Source organism: Megalodesulfovibrio paquesii, from assembly GCF_054653055.1.
On record NZ_BAAIGQ010000008.1, the window covers coordinates 220,298 to 246,954 of the forward strand.

The window sequence follows — 26,657 nt, forward strand, 5'->3', positions numbered from 1 at the left end:
GTTCCTATTCGATGTTCTGGACCTGCTCGCGGCACTTTTCCAGCTCGGCCTTGACCGTGACCACCAGCCGGGACACGCCGGCGTGCTGGGACTTGTTGCCCAGGGTGTTGATTTCCCGGAAGGCCTCCTGCAGCGTGAAGTCCAGCTTTTTGCCGATCTCGCCGCCGTCCTTGAGGATCTGCTCCAACAGATCCAGATGCGCGCCCAGGCGGGTCAGCTCCTCGCTGACATCCAGGCGATCGGCCAACAGCGCGGCCTCCTGGGCAAATCGGGCCTCGTCCAGCTCCCCAGGCGGGGTGCACTGGGACAGACACTGGCTGAGGCGTTCGCTCAGAACCTGCTGCTTCTGGGCCACCACCTGCGGCGTCAGTTCGGCCAGCTCGCGGGAGACCTCGCGCACCAGGGCCACGCGCTGGGTGATGTCCGCCGCCAGCACCGCGCCTTCCTGCCGTCGCGAATCGTTCCAGGCTGTGAGCGCGGCGGCCAGGCCGGCCTCCAGGGCCTGCTGCAGGGCGGGGTTGCCTGCGGCGCGATCTTCGTCCCAGCAGACCGGCAGATGCAGCAGGCGGGAATAATCGGGCATGAAGGCGTGTCCCTGGGACCGGGCCAGGGAGGCAATCTCCTCCAGCATGGCCAGGGCCACGGGCCGGTTCAGCCGCATGCCCAGAAAGGCCGGATCATCCACGGCCAGATGCAGGGTCAGCTCGATGCGGCCGCGGGAGGCAAAGCGGCGCAGAACCTTTTCCAGGGCCGGCTCCAGGGCCCGGACCATCTGCGGCAGCCGCCACTTGCAGTCCAGGTGCCGGGAGTTGACGCTGCGCACTTCCCATTCCTGGCGGAAGGGGCGGGCGGAGTCGGCTGGATCCTGATGCCGGCCATAGCCGGTCATGCTGTGCAGGCCGGAAGAGTGCTTAGTAGCCATAGGCTTTTTCATTCACGTCGCCGGAATCGCCCTGTTGTTCAAAAATGCCGTCACCTTCGCGGTCAAAGTAGGAGCGCTCTTCGCCGGTTTCCATGTTGCGCAGGGTGAATGTGTAGATCTTGCCATTGGGCAGGGTGAAGAGCTCGATGACAATTTTGCCCAGCTGATAGCCGACGATGGTGGTTTCCGTGCCGGGCACCGTGGGCAGGATATCCTGGGCCGGTTGCTGGCCAAGCTTTTTGGCCTGGCTCAGATCCGGCAGGGTGGGCCGGGCCGGGTTGGCAAAAAGGGCGTTGAACCCGGCGCCGTCGTCGGCAAAGGCTTCAAACAGGTCGCGAGGTTTGGACTGGCTGCCGGAAGCGGCCTGCTGGGCCGGAGCCGGAGCTGGAGCTGGAGCCGGAGCCGGGGCTGAAGCCTGGGCCTGAGGGGCGGCCGCAGCGGGCTCTGCCACACTGGAAGACGCCTGCTCCCCGGCGCAGGCGGCCAGCAGGGCGCACAGTCCCAGGAACAGCACCAACGCGGCAGGACGGGGCAGGAAAGCAGGACACTGCGCACGGCAAAAGATGGGCTTAGTCATGGCATTCCGGATGGGGTAGAGGGAGTGAGGCGGAAATTGTCCGCCAATGTGGTCAATAATCCTTCACCAGCGCCGTCGTCGTCAACGGCAACGGGATGCACCGGCACCAAGTCCCGCCGGGCAACCCGTCCAATCTCTTCGGCGGCCAGCATATGCCGGCAGCGCACACCATATTCACATATTCCGGCGATTGAGTCCATGCCCTGTTGCTCCACCACCATATGCAGCCTTGCCCCGCCCGGTCCGGAGTGCGCAAGCAGGGCCGAGGCAAAGCGACGGGCCTTTTCCCCGGCCAGCGTGCGCAGCCGTTCGGCCCGGGCCAGCCGGCGGGAGACAGGCACCTGGCCCGGCAGGGTCGCGGCGCGGGTGCCGGGCCGTGGGGAAAAGGGAAACACATGGGCATAGGTCAGGGGCAGCTGGTCGAAGAGGGCTTCGGTTTCGGCAAAGGCGGCCTCGTCCTCGCCGGGAAAACCGGTCAGCAGGTCCGCGCCCAGACCCAACAGGCCTGGGGCCGGTCGCTGGCGCACGGCGTCCTGCACCCAGCGGACAATGGTCGGGATGGCATAGTGCCGCCGGCCCATGGCGTCCAGAACCCGGCGGCTGCCGGACTGCAAGGAGAGATGCAGGTGCGGACACAGCAGGCCGGACCCGGCCAGCACCTCCAGTCCGGCCGGCGTCAGGAGCCCGGGATCCAGGGAGGAAAGACGGATGCGCGCCCGGCCGGCCCAGTCGGCGGCCAGTTCCGCGTCGATTCGCCGCAACAGGCTCCAGAGATCGCCGGATTTGCCATGGTATTGCCCCAGGTTGACTCCGCTAAGGACCACTTCCCGGGCTCCGGCGTCGAAGAGCCGGCGGATTTCCTCCAGGGTCTCGGCCTCGGGACGGCTCACGGGCCCGCCGCGGGCCTTGGGGATAATGCAGAAGGCGCAGGCCTGGTTGCAGCCGTCCTGAATCTTGCACAGCGCCCGGGCCCGCTCGCTGCCGGCCACGGCAAAGGGCGGCCAGGGGGAAGGAGGCGGCGGGGATTGTGTGTGGTCAAACAACTGCAGCAGGCTGGATTTGGCGTCCTTGCCCAGCAGCTCCCAGCCCTCGGCCGCGGCCTTGAGTTCGCCGGGAATGGCCTGGGGCACGCAGCCGGCGCAGAGCAGCCGGGCAGCCGGCGCCAGCCGGCGCAGGCGCGGCAGCTCCCGGCGCAGGGACTGCACCGCGCGGGCCGTGACGCCGCAGCTCAGGCAGATGATCACATCCGCTGCGCAGGGTTCTGCCGTCGCCATGGCGCCGGCGGCCTCCCAGGCCTCGCGCAGGGCCTGGGCTTCGTACTGATTCACCCGGCAGCCGTGCACAATCAAATGAAATCGGGGAGATTCAGCCACGAGACACCTCGCGGATCACCCCGCCAGCCAGAACCCGGCCGCCCTCGTCGTACACCGCGGCGAGTTGCCCGGGGGCGGGCAGGGATTGGGGAGCGAGAAATTCCAGGGTCAGCGTGTCATCGTCCATCCGCCATGTGGCCGGTTGTTCCTGCTGGCGGTAACGGGTTCTGGCCAGGACCGGGGACGGCCATTCCTGCAAGGGCACCAGGATGTTGCAGTCGGACGCCGTGCACAGGCGGCTGAGGGTGTGCTCCCGCGGGCCAACGAGCAGGGCGTTGCGGCCGCGGTCCTTGCCCAGGACAAAGAGCGGTTCGCTGTGCGCCACACCCAGCCCACGGCGCTGGCCAGGGGTATAGCCCCACAGGCCCTGGTGCGTGCCCACACGGGTTCCATTGAGGAGGATGGGACCGGGGCCGGGCAGTTTCGCCGAGCGGGCGCGGAGAAAGGCGCGGTAGTCGTCGTCGGGAACGAAGCAGATTTCCTGACTTTCGCGGGTCTCCGGCGGGGTGAGGCCCCGGGCGGCCAACGCGGCGGGGACGTCGGCCTTGTTCCAGCCATCCAGCGGAAAGGCGGCCCGGGCCAGTCGCTGCGCCGGCACCAGAGCCAGGAAATAGCTTTGGTCCTTGGCCGGGTCTGCGCCCTTGGCCAGCACCGGCCGGCCGTGCGCGTCCAAGAGGCGGCGGGCGTAATGGCCGGTGGCCAGGCCGTCTGCACCGTGGGCCAGGGCCTGTTCCAGGAGCAGGCCGAATTTGATGCGCGGGTTGCAGAGGGCGCAGGGGTTGGGGGTACGGCCGTCGAGATAGGCCCTCACAAAGGGCTGGATGACCAGCTCGTCGAACGCATGGGTCAGATCAACATGGTACCACGCCACACCCAGCCGCCGGCACTGGGCCTCCAGGGCCTCGGCGCGGCGGCGGGCGGTGTCGTCCTGGGGAAAGAAGGTTCCGTGGAGGGCGCAGGCGGCCCGGCCGGCCTCGGCCAGCAGGGCCAGGGCCAGGAGGCTGTCCATGCCGCCGCTCACGGCCACGGCCAGGCGGGCTGTCCCAACAGAAGCGGAGCAAGGCTCCATGGCGGCTGGTCCGTTCGTTCCCTTACGCTCCGGGGCAGGGCAGCGGGCCGAGGGCCTGTTCCAGGGGCGCGGCCACGCGGAAGAGGCTCGCCTCATCAAAGGCCTTGGCAAAAAGCTGCAGCCCGACAGGCAGGGCGGTGGGCATATCCGGAGCCCGGCTGGTGCCCACAGGGAAGCACAGTCCGGGCAGGCCGGCCAGGTTCAGGGACACGGTGAAGATATCCAGCAGGTACATCTTGAGCGGATCATCCACCAGTTCGCCCAGCTTCCAGGCCGCCACCGGGGAGGCCGGGCCGGCCAGCACGTCGCAGCCCTCCAGGGCGGTCAGGAAGTCTTCGCGCAGCTTGCGCCGGACCTGGGCGGCCTTGCGGTAGTAGGCGTCGTAGTAGCCGGCGGAAAGGACGTAGGTCCCGAGCAGGATGCGGCGCTGGACCTCCTCGCCAAACCCTTCGGTACGCGAGCGGGTGTACAGCTCGATGAGTTCCTGCGGGTCCGCGGCGCGGCGGCCGTAGCGCACGCCGTCAAAGCGGGCCAGGTTGGAGCTGGCCTCGGCCATGGCCACGATATAATAGGTGGGCACGGCGTATTTGGTGAGGGGCAGGGAGACGCGCTTGATGGTCGCGCCAAGGGATTTGGCCGTCTCGATGGCCGCCTCCATGGGCGCGCGCACATCGTCGTCGATGCCTTCGCCCCAGTATTCCTCGGGCAGGCCGATGGTCAGACCGGCCAGATTCGCGCGGCGGGCGGTCTCGCACAGGGCCGTCCAGCTGTGCTCACCGGCCGGCACGGGCTGCGGGGCGCAGGTGGAGTCCTTGGGATGCCCGGCGTTGCGGGTATCAGGACCGGCCATGACTTCGAGCAGCTGCGCGGCGTCGGCCACGCTGCGGGTCATGGGGCCGGGCTGGTCCAGGGAGGAGCCGTAGGCGATGAGGCCGTAGCGGGAGCAGCGGCCGTAGGTGGGCTTCAGCCCCACCACGCCGCAGAAGGAGGCCGGCTGGCGGATGGAGCCGCCGGTATCCGTGCCCAGGGCGCCAAAGCACAGGTTCGCGGCCACGGCTGCGGCCGAGCCGCCCGAGGAGCCGCCGGGAACCCGCGTCGGGTCCCAGGGGTTGCGGACCGGGCCATAGGCGGAGGTCTCGTTGGAGGAGCCCATGGCGAATTCGTCGCAGTTGAGCTTGCCCAGGATGATGGCTCCGGCCTCGCGCAGTTTGGCCACTACGGTGGCGTCGTAGCAGGGACGGAAGTTCTCCAGGATGCGCGAGCCGCAGGTGGCCGGCATGTCCTTGACGCAGAGCACGTCCTTGACCGCCAGGGGCACGCCCCAGAGGGGTTTGTCCGGATCGGGGCCGGTGTCGTCCATGGCGTTGGCTTCTTCCAGGGCCCGGGCGGCGTCCACATGCAGGTAGGCATTGAGGACCGGATTTTTTGCGGCAATGCGGTCGAGGCTTTCCTGCACCGCCTGGGTGGCGGTAATATCCCTGGCCTGCAGGCGGTCGCGGAGATCAGCAATAGTGAGATCGGTAATCATAACAGAGCAGTGCCGTGGTTACACGATGCGGGGGACCATGAAGAACTGGCCGTCGGTTTCCGGGGCATTGGCCAGGAGCGCCTCACGGGAGTGGACCTGCAGGATCTCATCCTCACGCAGGACCGGGGCGTGCTCCATGGGGCTGTACAGCGGGGCCACGCCGGTGGTGTCCACCTCGGCCAGGGTTTCCATGGCGGCCAGGATGTCGTTGGCCTGCCGGGCAAAGCGTTCGAGCAGGGCCTCGTCGGGAGCGAGCCGGGCCAGCCGGGCGATGGCGGCGGCGTCCCGGGCACTCAGGCCCTTGTGGTCTTGAGACATGGCGCGATCCTTCTCACAAAGAGGGTGTCGACGTTAAAACTGGCCGGCCGGCGTGGCGGGCACGGGTTGCGGGCGCGGCACGGGCAACACGCCCGGCTGCACGCCCTGCGCCGGGATGGAGGCACCGGGCGCCCCGGTGCTCGTTCCCTGGTCCGCCGGAGCAGCCGGGTCAGTCTCCTCCGGCGCAGGCGGCGCGCCGGGGTCGGTCACGGGCGCGTCAAAGAGCACATAACCCTGCCGGGTGGGCCGGAAGACATACAGTTGCTGCGAGGCGTGGCCCGAGGCGTCAAAGCGCATGGGGGCCATGCTCCAGTCGATGCTGGTGGCGGCCAGACGATGGTTCAGGAAGCCCGGGTCAATGGGCGCGGGCACCTGCCCCACAGCGTGCATGTAGCGGACAAAGTCGTAGCCGATGGCGGACCACAGGTCGGCCACGCCGCCGCCGGAAGCCTGCAGCTGCTGGGCCAGCTCGCGGGCCGGACCGCCCGGGGCGTCCATGCGCCAGGCCCAGGGGAAGGCGGCGCGCATGAAGTCGCGCTCCACGATGTTCCGGCTGCGCGAAAGCGTCTGCCCCCAGAGGGAGGGGCCCAGGAAGACCAGATCGCGCCGCTGATGGTAGATGAAGTTGGGCAGCATGCTCTCGGCATGGCTGAATTCCGCAGGCATGAACACGGCCTGCACGTCGCCGGAATTGAGGAAGCGTCCGGCCACGTCGTACCAGGAGTTGCGGTCCTGGGGGGAGTAGGGGATGACCGTGGGCACGGCCATGCCGCGGGCCCGGGCCTCGCGCTCGAAGATGTCAGTCATGCGCAGGGCGAAGTCGTCCTCAGGAGAGAGCACGCCCACACTGGTGACGTTGAACTGGCTGCCGGCAAAGTCCAGCAGCGCCCGGACCTGATCCTGCGGGCTGGAGAAGAACCGCCAGGCGTCCCGACCTTCCTGCATGCCGCCCAGGCTGTTGGCAAAGGCGAAGAAGGCGAAGCGGTCCGAAAGCCGCGCATTGGCCAGGGCTTGGATGCGGTCGGCACGCAGGGGGCCGCCCACCACGGTGATGGTCGCCGGCAGGGCGCGCAGTTTGTCCAGCCAGTCCGGCTGCTCGGTATCGATGGCTTCCACGGCCATGGTCACGCCCTGGCGGGCCAGGGCGTCGCGGGCAATGCCGGCTCCGCGGACGATTTTCCAGCCGATGTTGCCAAAGGAGCCGGACAGGGGCACGGCAATGGCCACCCCGCCCGAGGCGGCCGCAGGCGGGGCAGAGGGCCCGCCGCCAAAGACGCTGGTCGCCAGGGCCTGGTTGGCCACCGCGCCCTGCAGGCTCTGGGCGATCTGCCGGGCCTGGGCCGGGTCATGCGAGGCCAGCCGGCGGGCCCTGTCCAAAAGAATGATGCTGGCCGGGAACTGCCGTTGCCGTTCCTGGGGAATAAGCAGCAGCAGGGACTCCACGTTGGATGGCGGCATGGTCTGCAGCTCGTCGAACAGGGCGGCTTCCAGATCCGGCAGGAGCGCCGGGGCTGCGGCCGCCAGCTGCTGCAGTCTGGTATAGGCCTGCTGCAGGTCGGCCATGCGCCAGGCGATGGTGGCCAGTGAGACGCCGGCCATGGCCTGCATGCGCGGCGGCAGGGAGCTGTCGCGGGTCATGGCCTGCAGCTGGTCGGACTTGGCCTGGGAGTCCGGCATGGCCCGCAGGGCCTTCAGGTACAGATTCTGCCAGTCGGCATTGGCTGCGGCCTGAGGCTCCATCTGCCGCCAGCCCTTGACGGCGTCCAGGGCCACGGTGACCTGATTGGCCAGCAGTGCGGCTTCAGCCAGCCGCTGCCAGGCGCGACGCCGCTGGTCCAGGGGCAGGGAGGCGTTGCGGGCGGCCTGCCCGTACAGCGTGATGGCGCTGGTGTAATTGCGGGCGGCAAAGGCCTGATCCGCGTCCGCCAGTGGGCTTTGGGCCGCAACGGGCCGGGTGGGCACGCCGGGGGTGCCGTGCACCGCGGGTTCGGGCTGGCGGGGCTGCTGCACGGGGGGGCGTTCAATGTAGGAACAGCCAGCCAGCGCGAACAGGAACAGGGCGGCCAGCAACGCGGGGAGGAACGCCGGGCCGAACGCCGGACGGGAATGGCGGGGAGCGTCTGAAGTATGCTGCATAGGAAGACGGGCCGGGCACGCAGGTGGAGGGAGAATGCGAAAAAGCGTGGCCTGCTGCGCATGCAGGCCACGCTTCTGTACCGATTTGCGCGCGTGATGGCAAGGCGGGGCTATTTGACTTCCGTATAGTCCGCGTCCACCACGTCATCGTCCTTTCCTGCGCCGGCTCCGCCAGCGGCCCCGCCGGCGTCGGCACCGGGAGGAGGCGTGGCGCCTTCGGCGCTTTGTTTGTAGATCATTTCGGCCATCTTGTGCGAGGCGGTGGAGAGTTCTTCCGTGGCCTTGCGGATGGCTTCGTCATCCTCGCCTTCCATGGTCTTCTTCAGGGCTTCCACCTTGGATTCGATCTCGGTCTTGAGGGCGGCGTCCAGCTTGTCCCCGAGGTCCTTGATGGATTTTTCGGTGGTGTAGATCAGGGTGTCGGCGTGGTTGCGGGCTTCGATCAGGGCCTGCTTCTTCTTGTCGTCCTCGGCGTGGGATTCGGCATCCTTGATCAGGCGCTGGATGTCTGCTTCCGAGAGGCCGGAGGAGGCCGTGATGCGGATGGACTGCTGCTTGCCGGTGCCCAGATCCTTGGCCGAGACGTTGACGATGCCGTTGGCGTCGATGTCGAAGCTCACTTCCACCTGGGGCACGCCGCGGGGAGCCGGGGGGATGCCGGTGAGTTCGAAGCGGCCCAGGGTCATGTTGTCCGCGGCCATGGGGCGTTCGCCCTGCAGGACGTGGATGGAGACCGAGGGCTGATTGTCCGCGGCGGTGGTGAAGACCTGGCTCTTACGGGTGGGGATGGTGGTGTTGCGCTCGATGAGTTTGGTCATCACGCCGCCCAGGGTTTCGATGCCCAGGGAGAGGGGGGTGACGTCGAGCAGCAGCACGTCCTTCACGTCGCCGGCCAGGATACCGCCCTGGATGGCCGCGCCCATGGCCACAACTTCGTCGGGGTTCACGGAGCGGTTGGGTTCCTTGCCAAAGAATTCCTTCACCTTCTGCTGCACCAGGGGCATGCGGGTCATGCCGCCGACGAGGATGACCTCGTCAATTTCCGAGGCGGAAAGCTTGGCGTCGGCCAGGGCCTTTTTGCAGGGGCCTTCGGTGCGGGCCACGAGATCCATGACCAGCTGTTCCAGCTTGGCGCGGGAAAGCTTGATGAGCATGTGCTTGGGGCCGGAGGCGTCGGCGGTGATGAAGGGCAGGTTGACCTCGGTCTCCACGGAGGAGGAGAGTTCCTTCTTGGCCTTTTCCGCCGCTTCCTTGAGCCGCTGCAGGGCCATGCGGTCCTTGGAGAGGTCGATGCCGTTTTCCTTCTTGAACTCTTCCACCAGGAAATTGATGACCCGGTGGTCGAAATCCTCGCCGCCCAGGAAGGTGTCGCCGTTGGTGGCGCGCACTTCCACGACGTTGTCGCCCACTTCCAGGATGGAGATGTCGAAGGTGCCGCCGCCAAGGTCGAAGACGGCGATCTTTTCGTTGGCTTTCTTGTCCGCGCCATAGGCCAGGGAGGCCGCGGTGGGTTCGTTGATGATGCGCTTGACTTCCAGACCGGCAATGCGGCCGGCGTCCTTGGTGGCCTGGCGCTGGGCGTCGTTAAAGTAAGCCGGCACGGTGATGACGGCTTCGGTCACGGTTTCACCCAGGTAGGTTTCGGCATCCTTCTTGAGTTTTTGCAGGATCATGGCCGAAACTTCCGCGGGGCTGTACTTCTTGCCTTCCACTTCCACGCCGGCGTCGCCGTTGTCCAGGGCCGCGATCTTGTAGGGGCAGTGGCCCTTCCACGTGCCGACTTCGGGCGCGTCGAACCGGCGACCCATGAGGCGCTTGATGGCGAAGACCGTGCGCTCGGGGTTGGTGACCGCCTGGCGCTTGGCAAGCTCTCCCACCAGGCGTTCCTTGTCGGTGAAGGCCACGATGGAAGGCGTGGTGCGACCGCCTTCGGGGTTGGTGATGCACTTGGCATCCTTGCCTTCCATTACATAGACGCAGGAGTTGGTGGTGCCAAGGTCAATGCCGATGATCTTCCCCATGCCGAATGTCCTCCTCGAAGAACGAACTGTATCTGGATTTGGTATTGTCTTAGTCGGACGCGACGTTAGGCGGTGTTTCGCCTGCAGTGCCGCGCTTGGTTTGAGGTAAGACGCGTCAAAATTTTGTACAGGGGTTTTTGGAAAAAAAACTTACTTTCCCTTGCTCACCAGCACCTGGGCCGGGCGCACCAGCCGTTCCTTGAGCAGGTAGCCGCGGGTGATGAGCTGGCAGACCAGGCCGGGGGCCATGTCCTCGCGGGGTTCCTCGCCCAGGGCCTCATGGCGCTCGGGGGTGAACTCCTCGCCCACGGCGCCCACGGCGCACAGACCATGCTGGGAGAGGGTGTCCAGGAACATCTTGCGGGTCATTTCCACCCCCATCACCACGTCCTTGCAGCCGGGGACATTGGCGCCGTGCTTGAGGGCCAGATCCATGGCGTCCAGGGCGGGGATGAGGTCGGCCACGAGCTTTTCATTGGCAAACCGGACGAAGTCGTCCTTTTCGCGTTGCAGCCGTTTCTTGTAGTTGTCCATCTCGGCCAGCATGCGCAGGCGGGCGTCGTCGGCAACGGTCTTGTCGGTGCAGGCAGGGCAGATGCGTTCCACGCACAGGGCCTTGAGTTCCTCGTCGGAGAGGGCCATTTCGGCCAGGGTGGGCGGGGCTTCGTCTGTGGGCATATTGGTAGTCATGGTGGCAGACGCCTGCTCGTCCAGGTCGGTGACGGGGATGGTGCGGCCCTTGGCGTTGGCGCCGTCGTTGGTCATGGTGTTTTTCTCCTCCTGGGACAAAAAAGTGCAGCCAGCGGCACACGCCGGCCAAAAACAAGGCCGGCTCGGCCGGCCAAAACAAGCAGGGGCAGTCATACGCTGCCACATGCGGGCGCAGGCCCCGCGCAGCAGGCGCTAAAACCGCGCTTTCAGCATGGAAGTAAGCGTTTGCGCGATGGTGTCAACCATTGGAACGATGCTTGCGTAATCCATGCGCATGGGGCCGATGATGGCCAGGGTGCCGCGGGGGGTGGCGCTGTCTCCATAACCTGTTGAAATCACGCTCAAAGATTTGAGGCCTTCGCCAAGATACTGGTCTTCCTGCCCCAGGGTCACCCGCAGGCCGGGGGAGTCCTGATCGGCGGCGAGGATTTTGTCCAGGATATCCAGGAGCCGGCTGCGTTCTTCCAGCAGGGAGAGCAGGTCGCGCAGGCGTTCAATGTCGGTAAACTCGACGTGTCGGGGGATGTTGGCCGCGCCATCCACGATGATGTCGCGTCCTGGCGGCCGGTCGCAGGTTTCCCTGGCCAGGAGCAGGGCGGAGTGGCAGAGTCTGGAGAGCTGTTTGCGGGCGTCGGCCAGTTCCTTGCGGATCAGGCCGCGCGCCTCGCGCAGGGTTTTTCCGCGATAGGAGTCATTGAGGAAATTGGCGAAACGCCGGAGTTCATCGGCGCAGACGTCGTCTTCCACGGGCAAAATCTTGTTGCAGACCTCGCCGCCCTCCAGCACCAGCACGGCCAGCACCAGCCCGGCCTTGATGCGCACAAAGTCGATCTCCTTCCAGCGCGCGTCCTGCAGACCAGGGGAAATGACCATGGACACCTGATGCGTCAGCCCGGCCATGAGCCGGGAGGCCTGGGTGAGCATGCGGTGCAGGTCCAGCCCCGAGGAGAGGATGGCTGTCTGGATCTGGGTGCGGGCGTCTTCGTCGATGGGCCGGGGGGGCAGGCCGGTATCCAGATAAAAGCGGAAGGCCTGGGCCGTGGGAACACGACCGGCCGAGGTGTGCGGTTGCTCCAGAAAGCCCTTGTCGGTGAGGTCGGCCATCACATTGCGCATGCTGGCCGGGGAGAGCGCCAGGCCGGAGCGTTTGGAAACAGCCCGCGAGCCCACCGGCTGGGCGGTGGCGATATAGTCCTCCATGATGGTCTTGAGGACCTCGTGTTCGCGCGGCGTGAGTGCGTGCATGGCGGTTCACCTTGAGCAGTCCGGCGGGCAATTCGGCTCACAGGATTGTCAACAGCCGGTAACAACGCGGGGGAGGGGTGTCAAGGTGGAGGAAGAAATGGTAGCCAGAGGCAGACGCATGGGGAGCGAGTGCCCCGGGACCAGTTTTTAAGGAGAAATGATCATGACTGCACAGCATGCGCCGCCCACCGGGGGCGCTTCCACCGGGGGCGCTTCTGGTCGGGGCGCTTCTGGCCGGGGCGCTTCTGGCCGGCGCGCACCCGGCCGGCGCGCACCCGGCCGGCCGCCTTCCCCCTGGGAGCTTTCCGCCTCGTCGTCCGACCGGGTGCTCATCGGGCTGGACGCACGACGGCGGGAGGTGGATCCGGAAGATGTCAAAGAGTTTGCCGGCTTCTCCGTGCTGCATGCGTTTCTCACCCGGCGCCAGACCTATCCGGCCATCCCGGACCATGGAACCTGGCCCAAATGCAAGGGCCTGGAGCAATACGAGCAGTGGACGAATGGCCTCTGGTTCTATGATACGGATTACCTCTTTGCCGTGGCCGTGGCGCTCAAAGAGAAGGGGGCGCTGATTGCCGTGGACATCCCGACGGCGGACGCGGCCCGGTATCGCAAACACCATGGGGTGCAGCCCCTGGCCCTGAAGCATGTGGCAGACAATCCGTGCTGGCAGTTCCTCGGCTATGACGTGGCGGACAACTGGATTTCCCACAGCGCCTTCTGGGGCTTCTGGTGGGAAGAGGGCGAACTGGAGGCCACCCTGACCCGGCACGGCGTGGCGCTGAACGAGTTCGGGCTGGTGGATGATGCCGGCAAGGCCGCGGCCCTGGCGGCGTATTATTCCGGGGAGGTCAAGGAGCACGCCCCGTTCGTGCCCTGCGGTGTCTGGGTCTGGGACTTCGAACTGGCCGGCGGCCCGCCGGAACTGCCCTGGAAGCCGCAGCAATCCTGATGGCGCCGCACTCGCACAATGGTCTTCAAGTAAACCCCTTTTTTGCTATGTCGTATAACTAATAAAAGTCTTTTGGGAGGGGGTTTGGGGGAACCCCTTTCTACAGAAAGGGGTTCCCCCAACTGCTTTTTCTCTCCTCCGCGAGCACGGCGACGTGGTCTACAGCCCCATCATCCGCTTGATGCGCGGCCAGTCCACGTTGGCGCGGACCACGTCGGCCAGGCGGTCCAGGGCCGGGTCGATGCTGTAGTGCTGCATGACCTTGCCCAGGGGCGTCAGGCCCTTGCGCTGGCGCAGGCGGTCCAGGAACCAGCGGCGGAAGCGGTCGGCATCGAAGACCCCGTGCAGGTAGGTGCCCCAGACGAGGTTGCCCGGCAGGCCCCAGCCCAGGGCGCGGCCGTCCTGGTCCACGATGTCTTCCAGCAGCTCGCCGCTGCCGGCGCTTTGGGTGACGCCGTGGTGGATCTCGTAGCCGTCCACGGGCAGGTCGGTGTCCACGTGCCGGGCCAGGACGCGGCGCAGGATTTTTTCCCGCCCCATGGCCGTGACCAGGGGCAGCAGGCCCAGGCCGGGCGCGGCTTCGCCGGAGGATTCCACGCCATCCGGGTCTTCGATGGCCTGGCCAAGCATCTGCAGGCCGCCGCAAATGCCGACGATGATGGCGGATTCATCCGCAGCCCTGGCCTGGATGGCCTCGGCCAGACCGGTTTCGCGCAGCCAGCGCAGGTCCGCGGCCGTGCTTTTGGTGCCGGGGAGGATGATCACGTCGGCCCCGGCGAGGTCTTCGGGCGTGCGGGCAGTCTGGAGGATGACGTCGGGCTCCTGGCGCAGGGCGTCCATGTCGGTAAAGTTGGAGATGTGCGGCAGATCCACCAGCACCGCCAGCACTTTGCCCTGCTTGAGCAGGGGGTTGAAGACGCAGAAACTGCCGCGCGCGCCTTCCTTGAAGGTGACGGAATCCTCTTCCGGCAGACCAAGCTCCTGGACATAGGGGACGACGCCAAGGACATCCTTGCCAGTGCGGGCGCGCATTTCCGGAAAGGCCGGAGCCAGGAGGGAGGCGTCGCCGCGGAATCTGTTGATCAGCAGGCCGGCCACCATCTCCTGCTCCTCCGGGGGCAGCAGGGCCAGGGTGCCCACGAAATGCGCGAACACGCCGCCGCGGTCGATGTCCCCGGTCAGCAGCACCGTGGCGCGGGCGTGGCGGGCCACGGCCATGTTCACGATGTCGTGAGACTTCAGATTGATTTCCGCCGGGCTGCCGGCGCCTTCAATGACCATCACTTCATGTCCGGCGGCCAGCTCGTCGTAGGCCCTGGTCACTGTTTCGAAGGCCGTGGGCTTGAACCGGACGTACTCCGAAACCTTCATCTGTCCCACGGGCTTGCCCATGAGGATGACCTGCGAACCCGTGGCGGACGACGGCTTGAGCAGCACGGGATTCATGCGTGCGTCCGGCTCCAGACGGCAGGCCATGGCCTGGGTGGCCTGGGCGCGGCCGAGTTCCTCCCCGCGCAGGGTGACGTAGGAATTAAGGCTCATGTTCTGGGCCTTGAAAGGGGCCACGGCGTAGCCGTCCTGCAGGAGCATGCGGCAGAACGCGGCCGCCAGCACACTTTTGCCGGCGTTGGAGCTGCAGCCCTGGATCATCAGCGCTGGCGTGCGGTTCGCGGCAGGCGTGGAGCCCGCAGGCATGGGGGAGGGGGATGAAGGTGGCATGGCCACGCTTGTACAAGGCTTTGCCAGGACTTTCCAGAGGGGCGACAGAACAAGAATGAACACGGTGTCCGCGTGTGCCGAACGGGGAAGGGTGCTTGCGTCCGGCCACTTCCTCATCTACTACTCCAGAGCCGGGGGGCAGTCGGCATGAGGGGTGCATGAGCTGGAACCGGAACACATCGGTGCCACTGGAAGCGCAGGCGGGTCGCGAGGGGCGTATGCCGGCTCGCAGGACCGGCCAGTATCGTGGCCACTATCGCAGCCTGTACCGTCGCTTGTGGCGGCGGATGGCGCGTCGTTGTTGTCCCCGGGCCCTGCATTCCTGGCGCAAGCGGCTGCTGTGGAGCATGCTGCTGGTGGCCCTGACTCCACTGGCTCTGTTTGTGGCCACCCAGTATTCCCGCACCAGGGAAGGCGCACGGGACGCTGCCCTGGAACGGCTGCACGCCGCTGCCACCCTGACAGCCGGCAGGGTGGATGCCTTGTTGCGCCAGGGCATGGATCAGGCCCGGATGCTGGCTGCGCTGCCCGGCGTGGCCGCCTGTTTTGATATAGATACACCTCGCGCCAGGTCATGCCTCCCGGCTGCCGAACGGGCCGCCCTGCTGGATGCTCTGGCTGGTGAGCACGCGCCTTTCCTGCTGGGGCACACCCTCATGCCTGTCGCCGATCTGCCGCCGGGGGATACGCCCCCGCGCCGGGTCTTGACCGGGCATCGACCACTGGCCGTCATCGTCACCCCGGACGATACGCGGCACCGCGCAGAGCACACCCTGCTGTTTCTGGCGCCGGCCTTCATGGATGCGGGAGCCCGGCAAGAGGCTCCGGCTGGTGTGGTGGCTGTGGAGTATTCCCTGAATATTCTTCAGGAGATCATTTTACGCAGTGCAGCTTCGCCCCGGCTGGATGGCTACGCCATGCTGGTGGACGCTCAGCACCAGCTGCTGGCCTGCGGCGGCCATGGACTGGTGGAGGCGGACACCCTGCAGCTTTACCCGGCCTGGCGGATGGAGGTGCTGCCGGGTAATGGAGACTCCGCCCTGCTGACGGCGCTGCGGCAGCGCGAACACCAGCCTGGCCTGCATGCTGTCCGGCTGCGCAAGCACGGGCTGGATGCCGGGTTCAACGCCGTGTTTGCCATGGCTCCACTGGAAGAAGCGCCCTGGAAAACGCTGTTCGTGGAACCGGAAACCACCCTGCTGGGCCCGGTGCGCCGGCAGCTGGCCTGGATGGGGGGCGCGGTGCTGGGCGGGGTGCTCCTGGCAGTGCTGGCCGGGGCTGCGCTGTCCCGGTCCATCATGCTGCCGATCCAACGCCTGACCCAGGCTGCCAGACGGGTGGCGGCGGGCGATCTTGCCGCCGTGGCCCCGGCCCGGGGCGGGGACGAAGTCGGCGAATTGGGCCAGGCTTTTAACGCCATGACAGAACGCCTGATCCGCCGGCTGGAAATGGAACTGCTGGTGGCCCAGCTCTCCAGACGCTGCCTGGACTGCGGACTGGGCGAGGCTGACGCCTCCATCGAATCCATGCTCGCCATGCTGGGCCAGTTTCTGGCTGCGGACAAGCTCTTCGTCCTCATCAGAGTGCAGGGTGGCGCCGAGGAGCAGATGTTGCGAACCGTCTGCGAGTGGCGCGTGGAGGACGGCCTGGACCACATGCCCCTGGCAGTGGCCGCCGTGTCGGAGCCTGCCTCTCCCGGTCCGCCCGGTCCGCCTGATTCGCTGGTTCCGGCCCGGCGGTACGCATGGCTCTGGAACCTGCTGCACGGGCAGAAGAGTGTGATCGTGGCCGATCTTCGCGCCATGCCGCCAGAAGCCGCCGAGGTGCGGGATGACCTGCTCGCCCGGGGCCTGCAATCCTGCATGGCCGTGCCGGTGGGGTCGTCTTCGGGCCTGCGCGGGGTGCTGGTGGCCGGCAGCCAGTGGGGTCGGAGGAGTTTTCTGGACGAGGAGGCCACCCTGCTGGGCATGGCCGCGGAACTCATGGGCAATGTGCTGGAACGCAACGAGGCGCTCACCGCGCTGCGTGCCAGCGAGGCGCGTTATGCCCTGGCCCAGAAGGCCGCCAATATCGGCTCCTGGGAATGGGACATCAGCTCGGGACGGCTGTTCTGGTCCGATGCCATCGCGCCGCTGTTCGGCCTGCAGCAACAGGAATTCGCCGGCACCTACAAGGCTTTTCTGGAGCGGGTGCACCCCGACGATCGCAAACTGGTCCTGGATGCCGTGGGCGCCTCGTTCCGGCACGGGGTGGGATACAATGTGGAGCACCGCATCCTGCATGCCGGCGGAGGCATCCGGTGGGTGGCCGAAGCCGGGGAGGTGACGCGCAACGCCCAGGGCCGGCCGGAGCGCATGCGCGGCATCTTGCAGGATATCACGGAGCGCAAATGGGCCGAGGAGGCCCTGGCCCGGCTCAATCGCCGCCTGGAACAGCTGGTGGAAGCCAGGACCCGGGATCTTGGGCAAAAGGCCATGGAGCTGGAAGCGGCCAATATCCGGCTGCTGGAGCTGGATCAGATGAAAACCAGCTTCCTGACGTCCGTTTCCCACGAGCTGCGCACACCGCTGACCTCCATCCTGGGCTTTGCCAAGCTGGTGGCCAAGGACTTTGCCCGGCACTATCAATGCCTGACCGGGGAGGACTGCCGGCTCGCGGAACGGGGCCAACGCATTCAGGACAATCTGGACATCATCAGCCAGGAAGGCGAACGACTGACCCGGCTGATCAATGATCTGCTTGATCTGGCCAAGATCGAATCCGGCAAGGTCCAGTGGCGCGATGAACACATTGCGCCCGAGGCGCTCGTGCAGCGGGCCGTGCGCGCCGTCTCGGCCCAGTTCGTCCAGAAGCCGGAGGTGGAGCTGGTGGTGCGCGTGGCGCCGGATCTGCCGGTGTTGCAGGTGGATGCGGACCGCATGGCCCAGGTGCTCATCAACCTGCTGCACAACGCCATCAAATTCACCGATGCCGGCGAAATCAGGCTGGAAGTTCGCGCACCACGGCCCGACGTGCTGCAACTGCGCGTGGAAGACACGGGCCAGGGCATCCATCTGGCGGATCTGGAACGAATTTTTGACAAGTTCTATCAGGTCGCCGGGCGCGATACCCGCATTGCCAAACCCGAGGGCACCGGGCTGGGGCTGGCCATCTGCAAACAGATCGTGGAACACTACCACGGCGCCATCTGGGCTGAATCGGCCTGGGGGCAGGGCAGCGCCTTCATCGTGGAGCTGCCGGTGCATTCCCCTCTCGTGTAAGCGCCAACACAGCGGCCCGGGCAGCGTTGCCGGCGCGGTATTCACGATTCTCCATCAATACGTGACCTCCTTGTCCGAAGAGGACAGGGACGTGTAGGAACCTGGCCATGCCTCAGGATATTCTCTCTCCATTATGGCTCACGCTCAAGGTCTCGTCCATCGCCACGTTGTTTGCCCTGGCATTTGGGGCGCTTGCAGCCATGGTGGTGATGCGGCTGCGCTGGGGGAAGGACCTGCTGGACGCCGTGCTGACCCTGCCCATGGTCATGCCCCCCACGGTGCTCGGGTATTACCTGCTGGTGGTGTTTGGCCGCAAAGGGCTGATTGGCAGCCTGCTGGAAGAGGAGCTTGGCATTCGCCTTGTGTTCACCTGGCAGGGCGCGGTGCTGGCCTCTTTGGTGGTGGCCTTTCCGCTGGTGTACCGCACGGCCAGGGCGGCGCTGGAAGGCGTGCCGGCCAGCTGCGAGCAGGCTGCGCGGACCCTGGGGGCAGGGGATTGGGAGGTTTTTCTGTTTGTTTCCCTGCCGCTGGCCTGGCGCGGGATCCTGGCTGGTTCCATGCTGGCCCTGGCCCGGGCCATGGGGGAGTTCGGGGCAACGTTGATGATTGCCGGCAACCTGCCCGGCAAAACGCAGACACTGTCACTCGCCGTGTACACGGCGGTGCAGGCCGGTGAGGATGGCCGGGCCAACCTGCTGGTGGGCATCGTCTCCGTGGTTTGCATTGTATTGCTCGTCACCACCTCCCGCCTGCTGAAACCACGATATTAGAAAGGAAGTGCTATGGTCCGCAAACTGAGTCTCGCCCTTCTCTCCTTGTCCCTTGTCCTCGTGCTGGCTGTTCCGGCCATGGCCAAGGATCTCACGATTTCCGCCGCCGCCAGTCTGACTGATGCCTTCACCGAACTGGGCAAGGCTTTTGAAAAGGCCCATCCCGGCGTCAAAATCACCTGCAACTTCGCCGCCTCCGGCCCGCTGGCCAAGCAGATCGAGCAGGGCGCACCGGTGGACGTGTTTGCCTCGGCCAACCAGAAATGGATGGATGCGATGGTTGAAAAAGGCTTCATCGACACAGCCACCCGGGCCGACTTTGTGAAGAACGATCTGGTGCTCGCCGCGCCCAAGGCCAACAAGGCCGAGGTGGCCAAGGTGGATGACCTCAAGGGCGACGCCGTGAAGACCATCGCCATCGGCACCCCGGAAAGCGTGCCCGCAGGCCAGTACACCAAGAAATTCATGGAAAAGCAGGGTCTCTACACGGTGCTGGAAAAGAAGTTCGTCTTTGCCGAATCCGTACGCCAGGTGTTGGACTACCTGCGCCGCGCCGAGGCTGAAGCCGGCTTCGTCTACCGCACGGACGCCTACAAGGCCAAGGATGACGTGAGCATCGTGCTGGCGGTGCCCCTGGACGAGCCCGTGACCTATCCCATCGCCGTGACCAAGGCGGCTGCCGCACCTGAAGAAGCCAGGGCCTTCGTGAGCTTCGTGCGTTCGGCTGAGGGCATGAAGGTTCTGGAATCCTACGGCTTCCAAAAACCGTAACGCTGTTTCAGATCAAGGGAGTTTCCCATGCATGGCAGCTGGATCCTGCGAGCGGTCGCCCTGAGCGCGATGGTATTGGCCCTGCTTCCGGTGAGGGACGTCCTGGCGGCCGAGCCGGCTGAGCTTCGCGTCTTTGCCGCTGCCGGGTTGACCGCGGCGTGCAAGGAACTGGGGCCGCTGTTCGAAAAAGAGCACCCCGGCGTGGCCGTGGTCTGGAACTTCGCCGCCTCCGGAGCGCTCCTGCACCAGCTGGAGCAGGGCGCTCCGGCGGAGGTCTTCCTCTCCGCGGACCGCAACCATATTAAGCTGGCCCGGGAAAAGGGCTTGACCTTGCCAGACTCCGATCGCATGTTCGCCAAGGATGTGGTGGTATCGGCTGTGCCTGCCGGCAATCGGGCCGCAGTACGCTCCGTGCAGGAACTGTTCACCGCTCCCGTCAGGCAGGTGGGGCTGGGGGACCCGGCCACCACTCCGCTGGGATCCTCCGTGAAAGAGGCGCTGCAGCAGGAGGCCTGGGCTTCCCTGCAGCCCGCATCATCTTGGAGCGCCATGGGTTTCTGCTGCCCTGACGGTGCTGTATTCGCAAGGGACATGCCCCATGAGTATGGATGTTGATATCGCCATCACCCTGACCAGCAAAGGCCGCAGGTTCAAACTGGCCTCCACCTTTTCGTTCGAGGAAGACCGTCTGGTCTTGTTCGGGCCGTCCGGGTCGGGCAAGTCTTTGACCTTGCAGGCGATTGCCGGGCTGTTGACGCCGGATGCCGGACGGATCCGCATTCATGATACCGTCCTGTTCGACTCGGCCCGCGGCGTGAACCTGCTGGCGCGCGAGCGGCGGGTCGGCTTCATGTTTCAGGATTACGGGCTGTTCCCGCACCTGAACCTGCGACGCAATGTCACCTTCGGGCTGACACGCTGGGGGCGGCGGGTCACTGCAGCCCAGTCCCGGGCCGTGGATGAGATGCTGGAGCTGTTCGGCCTGGCCGAGGTGCAGCACAACCTGCCGGGGCAGCTTTCCGGCGGGCAGAAGCAACGGGTCGCCCTGGCCCGCATCCTGGTGCTGCGGCCCAGGGTGCTGTTGCTTGACGAGCCGTTTTCCGCCCTGGACGCGCCGCTCAAGGCCGTGATGCGCGCCGAGCTCAAGCGGGTCCTGGAGAAATTCAACATCCCGCTGATTCTGGTCACGCATGACCCGGCAGAGGTCAGTGATTTTGCCGAGGCCGTGGTCCTCTACCGCGCCGGGCAGGTGGTGGGCACGCATACGCGGCAATCCCTGGCTGCCGCAGGAGTGTCCATGGACGCCTGCCTGGGCGAAGCCTTCCGCGATGAACGCGATGAACGCTGGCTGGCCGCGCGACGCGCTTCGTGCCCCGCAACGCCTCCGGCGGCCTGCAGCCAGGGACAGGACAGCCTCAATGGCGGCCGCAATGGCGACGGCGTCAGTAATCCACCCCTTCAATTGCTGGAATCCCGGCCTCGTACGGATGCTTGCGGGAAAGGATCTCACTGACCAGATTCGCGCGCTCCGCAAGCCAGTCCGGGCAGTTGCGGCCTGTGAGCACCACATGCACCCCCGCGAGGGAAGCCTGATCAAGCAGGGCTTCCACCTCCTGCCGTAGCAGAAGGCCTGCGTGCAGGGCATACAGCGCTTCGTCCACCACCAGCAGGAACACGGGATCGCGGTCTGGCGTTTCCGTATTGGCCAGGCGGTGCACAGCCCAGGCCAGCACCTCCAGGGCGGCGCTACGGTGGCGCTGGCGTTCGGCTTCATTGCGAAAAAAGCCCAGTCCGCCAGCCAGGAAATCGTCTCCCAGCAGCTGGCGCAGGCTGCGCTGTTCGCCGGCCGCGCCCGGGCGTTTCATGCATTGGCAGAAGCACACCCGCCGCCCGTGACCCTGGGCGCGGAGCACCTGCCCCAGGGCGGCGCTGGTTTTTCCCTTGCCATCGCCGGTATACACCAGGACGAGCGACAGTCCTTCGGGTGCTGCGGCAGGCTGCAGCCGGTCAGATTCGGTCATCGGGGCTCGGCGTCCTGAGGCATGTGTGCCGTGTTCGCATTCATGTGCTGCGCCTGCATGAATTCGGAAAACGTGAATTCATAGCCGTGATCCTTGACGAAAGTCCAGGCAGCGTCCTTGTTGTCCGCATCATGCAAGGCCTGGACCTGCTGTTTGAAGGCAGCATCTTCCCGCATCCGCTTCATGTACGCCAGCGCGTCATCGATGGACATGGCCCCTCCATTGGTGACAGTGAGTCGTTGAAAATACCGCCGCCCACTGTACACCATATTTGGCGTCAGGCAATCGCAATAGCTTGTTCATGATTTCTCAAGCCATCGGCCAGAGGGATGCAGGCCGCAGGCCGGGCAGGGGATCTGGCATTCAACAGGCTGGAATCCATGGCGATGGATCAGGGTTTTCCCACAATTCGGGCAGCAGGTGTTGTTGCCATTATGCCCGGGAACATTGCCGACATACACGAACTGCAGCCCGGCCTTTTTGCCGATGTCGAAGGCGCGTTCCAGAGTGCCCAGGGGGGTGGGGCCGCGGTCGGTCAGTTTGTACGTGGGGTGGAAGCGCGAGAGATGCCAGGGGGTGTCCGCCCCGAGCTCGTCGCGGATAAAGGCGGCCATGGCCTTGAGCTCGTCGTCATCGTCGTTGGCGTCCGGGATGAGCAGGGTGGTGACCTCCAGCCACCAGCCCATCTGGCGGATACGTTTGAGGTTTTCCAGCACCGGCGCCAGGCGGGCGCCGCAGCGCTGCTGGTAAAATGTTTCGGTGAAGGCTTTGAGGTCGATGTTGGCGGCGTCCACCAGCCCGCTGAGGGCGTCGAGACAGTCCCGGCTCATGAAGCCGTTGGAAACCATGATGTTCAGCAATCCCTCAGCCTTGGCCAGACGGGCGGTGTCTTCCATCAATTCAAAGAAGACGGTGGGTTCGGAATAGGTATAGCTGATGGAGCGGGCGCCGTGGGCCTTGGCTGCGTCCACCAGCAGCCCGGGCGTGACGGCATGGCCTTCAATGGCCGCGCCACTGCGCGGGGGCTGGGAAAGGGTGTAATTCTGGCAGAATGAGCAGCTCAGGTTGCAGCCCATGGTGCCCAGGGAAAAAGTCTGATGCCCCGGGAAAAAGTGAAACAGTGGTTTTTTTTCCACAGGGTCCAGATTGATGGCTGCAGCCTTGTCATACACCAGGGTGAAGAGGGCGCCGTCCTGGGCCTGGCGCACACCGCACCGGCCGCGTTCCCCATCCTGGATGACGCAAAAATGGCTGCACAGCCGGCACTGAACGCGATGCCCCTGCTGTGGGGTCGTCAGGGGTTTCCATAATCTTGCCGGATGCATGGCATTCCCCTTGGTGGTGGTTGCGGCGCGCTACTGGCCGGGCGTGCGCGGTGGCCGGTGGCCATAGGGCGGCATGTTCACCTGCGGCGCAACGATGATGGGGTAGGACTGTTGGGAGTTGCCGTCCTGCTCCTCCCGGAGATCGGGCGGAGGGGTGACGCTGATCACCGTATCCTCGCCGGGCCCGCTTTCGATGCGCATGTTTTCGTGAAAGGTGCCGAATTCGTTGTCGCGACGGATTTCCTGCCCTTGCGCGGCCAGGGGCGAGGCTTGAAAAAATGTTGAACAACCTAGCAAAATAACAGCCACAAAGCGGGCGGTACCGTGCATGAAGGCCTCCTGGATGCAGTGACATGGCCAGGATAGCCTGCTCCTGGCGTCTTGAAAAGCCACGACGCGTGCGCTACATGGGAACTCTCACATTCACCTGCTAAGGAGTATGCATGAAGTCCGAGCGCGGCAAGGCCTACAAGGCGGCCGGAGTCAACCTGGACGCTGCCGACACGCTGGTGTCGCGGCTGAAGTCACTGACCGCCTCCACGCATATCAAGGGAGTGCTGTCGGACATCGGCGGCTTTGGCGGCCTGTTCAAGCCTGATCTTGGCGATCTGGAAGAGCCCGTGCTTGTGGCCTCCACCGATGGCGTGGGCACCAAGCTCAAGCTCGCCTCGGCCTGGAGCGCGTACGACACCATCGGCATCGATCTGGTGGCCATGAGCGCCAACGATATCCTGGTGCAAGGTGCGCTGCCCCTGTTCTTTTTGGATTATTACGCCTGCGGGGTGCTGGATGTGGCCCGGGCGCAGCAGGTGGTGGCCGGCGTGGCTGCGGGCTGCAAGGAGGCGGGCTGTGCCCTGCTCGGCGGCGAAACCGCGGAAATGCCCGACGTGTACCAGGGCGAGGACTTTGACCTGGCCGGCTTTTGCGTGGGGCTGGTGGACAACACCAAAATTGTGGACGGCGCCGGCATCAGCGTGGGCGATGTGATCATCGGTCTGGGCTCCACGGGCCTGCATTCCAACGGGTACTCCCTGGTCCGCAAGCTGGTGGCCGAGGCCGGTCTGGCCCCCGAGGATAAATTCCCCGGCTCGCAGCGGTCGGTCAAAGAGGTGCTGCTTGCGCCCACGGCCATTTACGTTAAAACCGTGCGCAATGTGATGCGGGACTTCACGGTCAAGGGCATGGTGCACATCACTGGCGGCGGGTTCTATGACAACATCCCCCGCATTCTGCCCAAGGTGGTGGAAGCCCGGTTGCGTTTCGGCAGCTGGCCTGTTCCCTCGGTGTTCCATTGGCTCAAGGAACAAGGCGGCCTGCACTGGGGTGAGATGCTGCAGATCTTCAACTGCGGCCTGGGCTACCTCCTGGTGGTGCCGCAGGACCAGGAGGAAGACGTCCGCTCCCGGCTGGACGCCCTCAAACAGCCGGCCTGGACCATCGGCCGTATTGAGCGCCGCAAGGATGCCGGTGGCGATCAGGTGGTGTTCGAGCACCTGCCGTAACACGCGCCCCTGCGCCTTGTGCGTTGCCTCGGCCGCCTGTACTGACCAGCCGGGAAGACTGTATCGACTTGGCATGCGCCTTGCTTGATTCTGCAGGCAAGGCGCGTTGCAGGCGCAGTGGCGGCAGGTTTTGCCGCATCTGCCTTGCAAAAGCCCTTGCAACTGTCAGAGAGCAAGGGGGTAAGGCGATGGTCGTGGCTTGTCCCGGATGTGGCGCGCAATGGAATGTGGCGCAGCAGGCCCTGGCTACGGCGCCAGAGGGGTTGCTGGTACAGTGCCCGCAGTGCAAAATGGGCGGACGAGTCGGCAATGGCCCGCATCTTGTTCACCCTGATAGTTCCCGTCATATACTGCATCACGTCGCAACTGCGGCGTCTCCCGATGTACAACGCAGTGTGGCCTTTGTCTGCCCCTGCGGATATCAGACAGATCTTCCCGAATCATTCCGGCATCGCATGGGGCGCTGCCCGGCCTGCGGCGAATGGGTGATGGCTGGCGATGTTGGTGCATCCGGCGCGGCCTTGCTCACAGCCTTGCATGATGTACGCCGCAGCCAGATGCATGCGCAGGCCCATGCGGATGCCCGGCCGCATGGCGCCGTGCGGGCCGAGCGTTCGGCCTCATCCATCGGGAGTCAGGACCGGCGGCACTCTCCCCGGTTCCCCACCCCTCAGCTCGTGGCGCAGTTGCCGGCTGCCATGGCGGGCGCCGAGGCCTGCAATGAGGTACAGTTGCCCGTGGGCAATCTGAGCGCCACGGGCATTGCCCTGCTCTCGCCGCTGCGCGGGCTGCCGTCCAAGGGGCCGGTGCTGATTACGCTGCAGGAGCGCGGCACGCCGGTGCTGTCCCTGGTGCCAACCCGGGTGGTGCGCCTGGGCCGGCGGGATGCCGGCCTGGCTTTCGATGGCCTGACCATGGCCCAACGCCGGTTGCTGCGGTTGCTGCTGGTGCGCTCGGCCCGTCGGATCAATGATGTCCGCATCCCTCCGGCAGTCCGGCCCGAAGTGCAGCTCGCCGGGACGACAGCTGCGGCTCCCCCGGCGGCCAAGGTAGCCTGAACCGGCTGAAGCCGGCCGGCTCAGGACGCCTCCGGACTGGCGCCCAGATACGGGTTGAAATAGCCATACTTCAGCCAGGGGCAGGCCTTTTTGAGCCGCTTGCGCATGGTGTTGAAGCCCATGGCCGGCGAGGGGATGTCGCTTTCGCGCCCCTGCCGGGCCACTTCCAGCACGAGCATGGGATCCAGGTTCAGATTGCGCCACTGGATGAAATCCACCCTGGTGGCCGCAATAAGCTCCTCCAGAGCCGCGTATTCCGCTTCACTGTCTGTGATTCCAGGAAAATACAGCAGGTTCATGGAAACAAACATCCCGCCGCGCTTGGCCGCGAGGATGCTTTCCCGCACGTCGGTTAACCGGTAGTTCGCCGGACGGTGGTAGGCGTTGTAGAACGGTTCCCTGGCGCTGATGAGGCTGACGCGCATGGAATTCAGCCCGGCCTCGGCCAGGGCGGCCACGGCGTCGGGCTGGCTGGCGTTGGTGTTGCAATTCACCGTGCCCTGGCCCCCTTTTTCCCTGAACAACCGGATGCTTCGGGCGAGGAGGGTGGCCTCGGTCAGCGGATCGCCCTCGCAGCCCTGTCCAAAGGAATGCACCGGCCGGCTGGAACGGGCATCGTGATGCAGCATGACCGCGGCCACTTCCTCGGCCGTGGGCGTGAAATTCAGGCGGTGCTGCGTGGCCGGAAAGCCGGATTCATCGGCCTGCAGGGAGAGGCAGCCGATGCAGCGGGCGTTGCAGGCCCGCGCCGTGGGCAAGGGCGATTCGTAGCGCCCCAGGCACAGATTGCGCGCCGCCGGGCAGCGTGAACGCAGGGCGCAGCCGGTCAGATGTTCCACCAGCCGGTTGCCGGGCATGGCCTTGAGCAGCGCCGCGGCCCCCTTGCGGATGTTCGCCTCGGGAATGTGGGTAAAGACCTGACGCGGCTCGCTATCCACCTGGCGGGCGGCCACCCAGAACCTGCCGTCCGCATAGCCCACGGCGCCATAGGAAAACATGGGCAGCACCGGGGCCTGCTCGCCAGCCGCATAGGCAGCCACGCCGGTGCAGGTGTGCCCGGGACTGACAAAGGCGGCCACAGCCTGTTCCTCCAGCTGCTCCAGTTCGCCGGTTTCGGCATCCAGGCCCAGGGCGTGACGGCCAGGCAGCAGAAACAGCTGGCTCTCCTCAGGCAGGGGCATCAGCTCGTCCGGCCGGGGCAGGGCAAGCTCCTCGCCACGGCGGCACACCATGAGCAGTTCGGGATGATCGTAGATATTTCCCGCAGCATCGGCAAACAGGGCAAAGGGACGCAGGGATTTGGAAGCCATTTCTTTTGCGTTTTCTCTGGGTTTAATATACAAGACTGGTAGTTGCTGCGAAAAGAACTCTTGTGGAGA

General features: G+C 65.7%; 24 protein-coding genes. 8 read left to right on the top strand and 16 right to left on the bottom strand.

Annotation, left to right across the window (positions count from 1 at the left end; all coding sequences use genetic code 11):
- Nucleotides 1-4 precede the first annotated feature (4 nt).
- The 10 genes from ACYQ00_RS19290 to hrcA form a co-directional block, all read right to left on the bottom strand.
- Nucleotides 5-922, bottom strand: coding sequence for a YicC/YloC family endoribonuclease (locus ACYQ00_RS19290; RefSeq protein ID WP_460033689.1), 918 nt, complete (start codon nt 920-922; stop codon nt 5-7).
- Nucleotides 912-1,499, bottom strand: a complete 588-nt coding sequence (locus ACYQ00_RS19295; RefSeq protein ID WP_460033690.1) for a hypothetical protein — start codon at nt 1,497-1,499, stop codon at nt 912-914. The genes ACYQ00_RS19290 and ACYQ00_RS19295 overlap by 11 nt, the downstream gene beginning before the upstream one ends.
- Nucleotides 1,496-2,872 (bottom strand): radical SAM protein, encoded by a 1,377-nt coding sequence (locus tag ACYQ00_RS19300; RefSeq protein WP_460033691.1) that lies wholly within the window; start codon nt 2,870-2,872, stop codon nt 1,496-1,498. The genes ACYQ00_RS19295 and ACYQ00_RS19300 overlap by 4 nt, the downstream gene beginning before the upstream one ends.
- Nucleotides 2,865-3,941, bottom strand: a complete 1,077-nt coding sequence (gene mnmA / locus ACYQ00_RS19305) for a tRNA 2-thiouridine(34) synthase MnmA (protein ID WP_460033692.1) — start codon at nt 3,939-3,941, stop codon at nt 2,865-2,867. Before mnmA ends, ACYQ00_RS19300 begins: the two co-directional genes overlap by 8 nt.
- A 22-nt stretch (nt 3,942-3,963) precedes the next feature.
- Nucleotides 3,964-5,469, bottom strand: a complete 1,506-nt coding sequence (gene gatA, locus ACYQ00_RS19310) for an Asp-tRNA(Asn)/Glu-tRNA(Gln) amidotransferase subunit GatA (RefSeq protein WP_460033693.1) — start codon at nt 5,467-5,469, stop codon at nt 3,964-3,966.
- Nucleotides 5,470-5,487: 18 nt separating this feature from the next.
- Nucleotides 5,488-5,787, bottom strand: coding sequence for an Asp-tRNA(Asn)/Glu-tRNA(Gln) amidotransferase subunit GatC (gene gatC, locus ACYQ00_RS19315; RefSeq protein ID WP_460033694.1), 300 nt, complete (start codon nt 5,785-5,787; stop codon nt 5,488-5,490).
- 33 nt (nt 5,788-5,820) lie between these two features.
- Entirely contained in the window at nt 5,821-7,923 is a 2,103-nt protein-coding gene (locus ACYQ00_RS19320) for an ABC transporter substrate-binding protein (RefSeq protein ID WP_460033695.1), read from the bottom strand.
- Nucleotides 7,924-8,033: 110 nt separating this feature from the next.
- Nucleotides 8,034-9,944 (bottom strand): molecular chaperone DnaK, encoded by a 1,911-nt coding sequence (dnaK, locus tag ACYQ00_RS19325; RefSeq protein ID WP_460033696.1) that lies wholly within the window; start codon nt 9,942-9,944, stop codon nt 8,034-8,036.
- A 150-nt stretch (nt 9,945-10,094) separates the two neighbouring features.
- Nucleotides 10,095-10,709, bottom strand: coding sequence for a nucleotide exchange factor GrpE (locus ACYQ00_RS19330; RefSeq protein WP_460033697.1), 615 nt, complete (start codon nt 10,707-10,709; stop codon nt 10,095-10,097).
- Between the two features lie 138 nt (nt 10,710-10,847).
- Nucleotides 10,848-11,900 carry a heat-inducible transcriptional repressor HrcA gene (gene hrcA, locus ACYQ00_RS19335; protein ID WP_460033698.1) on the bottom strand — a complete coding sequence of 351 codons (1,053 nt, stop codon included), beginning with the start codon at nt 11,898-11,900 and terminating at the stop codon, nt 10,848-10,850.
- 163 nt (nt 11,901-12,063) lie between these two features.
- On the opposite strand from hrcA, the gene ACYQ00_RS19340 reads away from it, so the two are divergent.
- Nucleotides 12,064-12,852 (top strand): hypothetical protein, encoded by a 789-nt coding sequence (locus ACYQ00_RS19340; protein ID WP_460033699.1) that lies wholly within the window; start codon nt 12,064-12,066, stop codon nt 12,850-12,852.
- Between the two features lie 159 nt (nt 12,853-13,011).
- Here ACYQ00_RS19340 and ACYQ00_RS19345 read toward each other — a convergent pair whose 3' ends face one another.
- Nucleotides 13,012-14,571 carry a cobyric acid synthase gene (locus tag ACYQ00_RS19345; RefSeq protein ID WP_460033700.1) on the bottom strand — a complete coding sequence of 520 codons (1,560 nt, stop codon included), beginning with the start codon at nt 14,569-14,571 and terminating at the stop codon, nt 13,012-13,014.
- Nucleotides 14,572-14,789: 218 nt separating this feature from the next.
- Between ACYQ00_RS19345 and ACYQ00_RS19350 the strand changes: the two genes are divergently transcribed.
- From ACYQ00_RS19350 to ACYQ00_RS19370, 5 genes are all read left to right on the top strand, one after another.
- The gene (locus tag ACYQ00_RS19350; protein ID WP_460033701.1) at nt 14,790-17,831 is read left to right on the top strand and encodes an ATP-binding protein; all 3,042 of its coding nucleotides are present in this window, start codon (nt 14,790-14,792) and stop codon (nt 17,829-17,831) included.
- Between the two features lie 107 nt (nt 17,832-17,938).
- Nucleotides 17,939-18,601 carry a molybdate ABC transporter permease subunit gene (gene modB / locus ACYQ00_RS19355; protein WP_460033702.1) on the top strand — a complete coding sequence of 221 codons (663 nt, stop codon included), beginning with the start codon at nt 17,939-17,941 and terminating at the stop codon, nt 18,599-18,601.
- Nucleotides 18,602-18,613: 12 nt separating this feature from the next.
- Nucleotides 18,614-19,372, top strand: a complete 759-nt coding sequence (modA, locus tag ACYQ00_RS19360) for a molybdate ABC transporter substrate-binding protein (protein WP_460033703.1) — start codon at nt 18,614-18,616, stop codon at nt 19,370-19,372.
- Between the two features lie 27 nt (nt 19,373-19,399).
- Complete coding sequence (modA, locus tag ACYQ00_RS19365; protein WP_460033704.1) at nt 19,400-19,987, top strand: molybdate ABC transporter substrate-binding protein; 588 nt, start codon at nt 19,400-19,402, stop codon at nt 19,985-19,987.
- A complete protein-coding gene (locus ACYQ00_RS19370; RefSeq protein ID WP_460033705.1) occupies nt 19,971-20,885 on the top strand; it encodes an ATP-binding cassette domain-containing protein in 915 nt (304 codons plus the stop codon). Before modA (ACYQ00_RS19365) ends, ACYQ00_RS19370 begins: the two co-directional genes overlap by 17 nt.
- On the opposite strand, the gene ACYQ00_RS19375 is transcribed toward ACYQ00_RS19370, so the two are convergent.
- The 4 genes from ACYQ00_RS19375 to ACYQ00_RS19390 all read right to left on the bottom strand — a co-directional run bounded on the left by ACYQ00_RS19375 (nt 20,815) and on the right by ACYQ00_RS19390 (nt 23,048).
- Nucleotides 20,815-21,393, bottom strand: coding sequence for a cob(I)yrinic acid a,c-diamide adenosyltransferase (locus ACYQ00_RS19375; protein WP_460033706.1), 579 nt, complete (start codon nt 21,391-21,393; stop codon nt 20,815-20,817). The two genes, ACYQ00_RS19370 and ACYQ00_RS19375, sit on opposite strands and share 71 nt — an antisense overlap.
- Entirely contained in the window at nt 21,390-21,605 is a 216-nt protein-coding gene (locus tag ACYQ00_RS19380; protein ID WP_460033707.1) for a Nif11-like leader peptide family natural product precursor, read from the bottom strand. The genes ACYQ00_RS19375 and ACYQ00_RS19380 overlap by 4 nt, the downstream gene beginning before the upstream one ends.
- A gap of 87 nt (nt 21,606-21,692) precedes the next feature.
- Nucleotides 21,693-22,718: an AmmeMemoRadiSam system radical SAM enzyme gene (amrS, locus tag ACYQ00_RS19385; RefSeq protein ID WP_460033708.1), complete on the bottom strand. Its 1,026-nt coding sequence runs from the start codon at nt 22,716-22,718 to the stop codon at nt 21,693-21,695.
- 30 nt (nt 22,719-22,748) lie between these two features.
- Entirely contained in the window at nt 22,749-23,048 is a 300-nt protein-coding gene (locus ACYQ00_RS19390; protein WP_460033709.1) for a hypothetical protein, read from the bottom strand.
- A gap of 113 nt (nt 23,049-23,161) precedes the next feature.
- On the opposite strand from ACYQ00_RS19390, the gene purM reads away from it, so the two are divergent.
- Both purM and ACYQ00_RS19400 read left to right on the top strand, forming a co-directional pair.
- Nucleotides 23,162-24,220, top strand: a complete 1,059-nt coding sequence (gene purM / locus ACYQ00_RS19395; protein WP_460033710.1) for a phosphoribosylformylglycinamidine cyclo-ligase — start codon at nt 23,162-23,164, stop codon at nt 24,218-24,220.
- A gap of 488 nt (nt 24,221-24,708) precedes the next feature.
- A complete protein-coding gene (locus ACYQ00_RS19400) occupies nt 24,709-25,278 on the top strand; it encodes a PilZ domain-containing protein (protein WP_460033711.1) in 570 nt (189 codons plus the stop codon).
- A 20-nt stretch (nt 25,279-25,298) separates the two neighbouring features.
- Here ACYQ00_RS19400 and ACYQ00_RS19405 read toward each other — a convergent pair whose 3' ends face one another.
- Nucleotides 25,299-26,588, bottom strand: coding sequence for a radical SAM family protein (locus tag ACYQ00_RS19405; RefSeq protein WP_460033712.1), 1,290 nt, complete (start codon nt 26,586-26,588; stop codon nt 25,299-25,301).
- Nucleotides 26,589-26,657 lie beyond the last annotated feature (69 nt).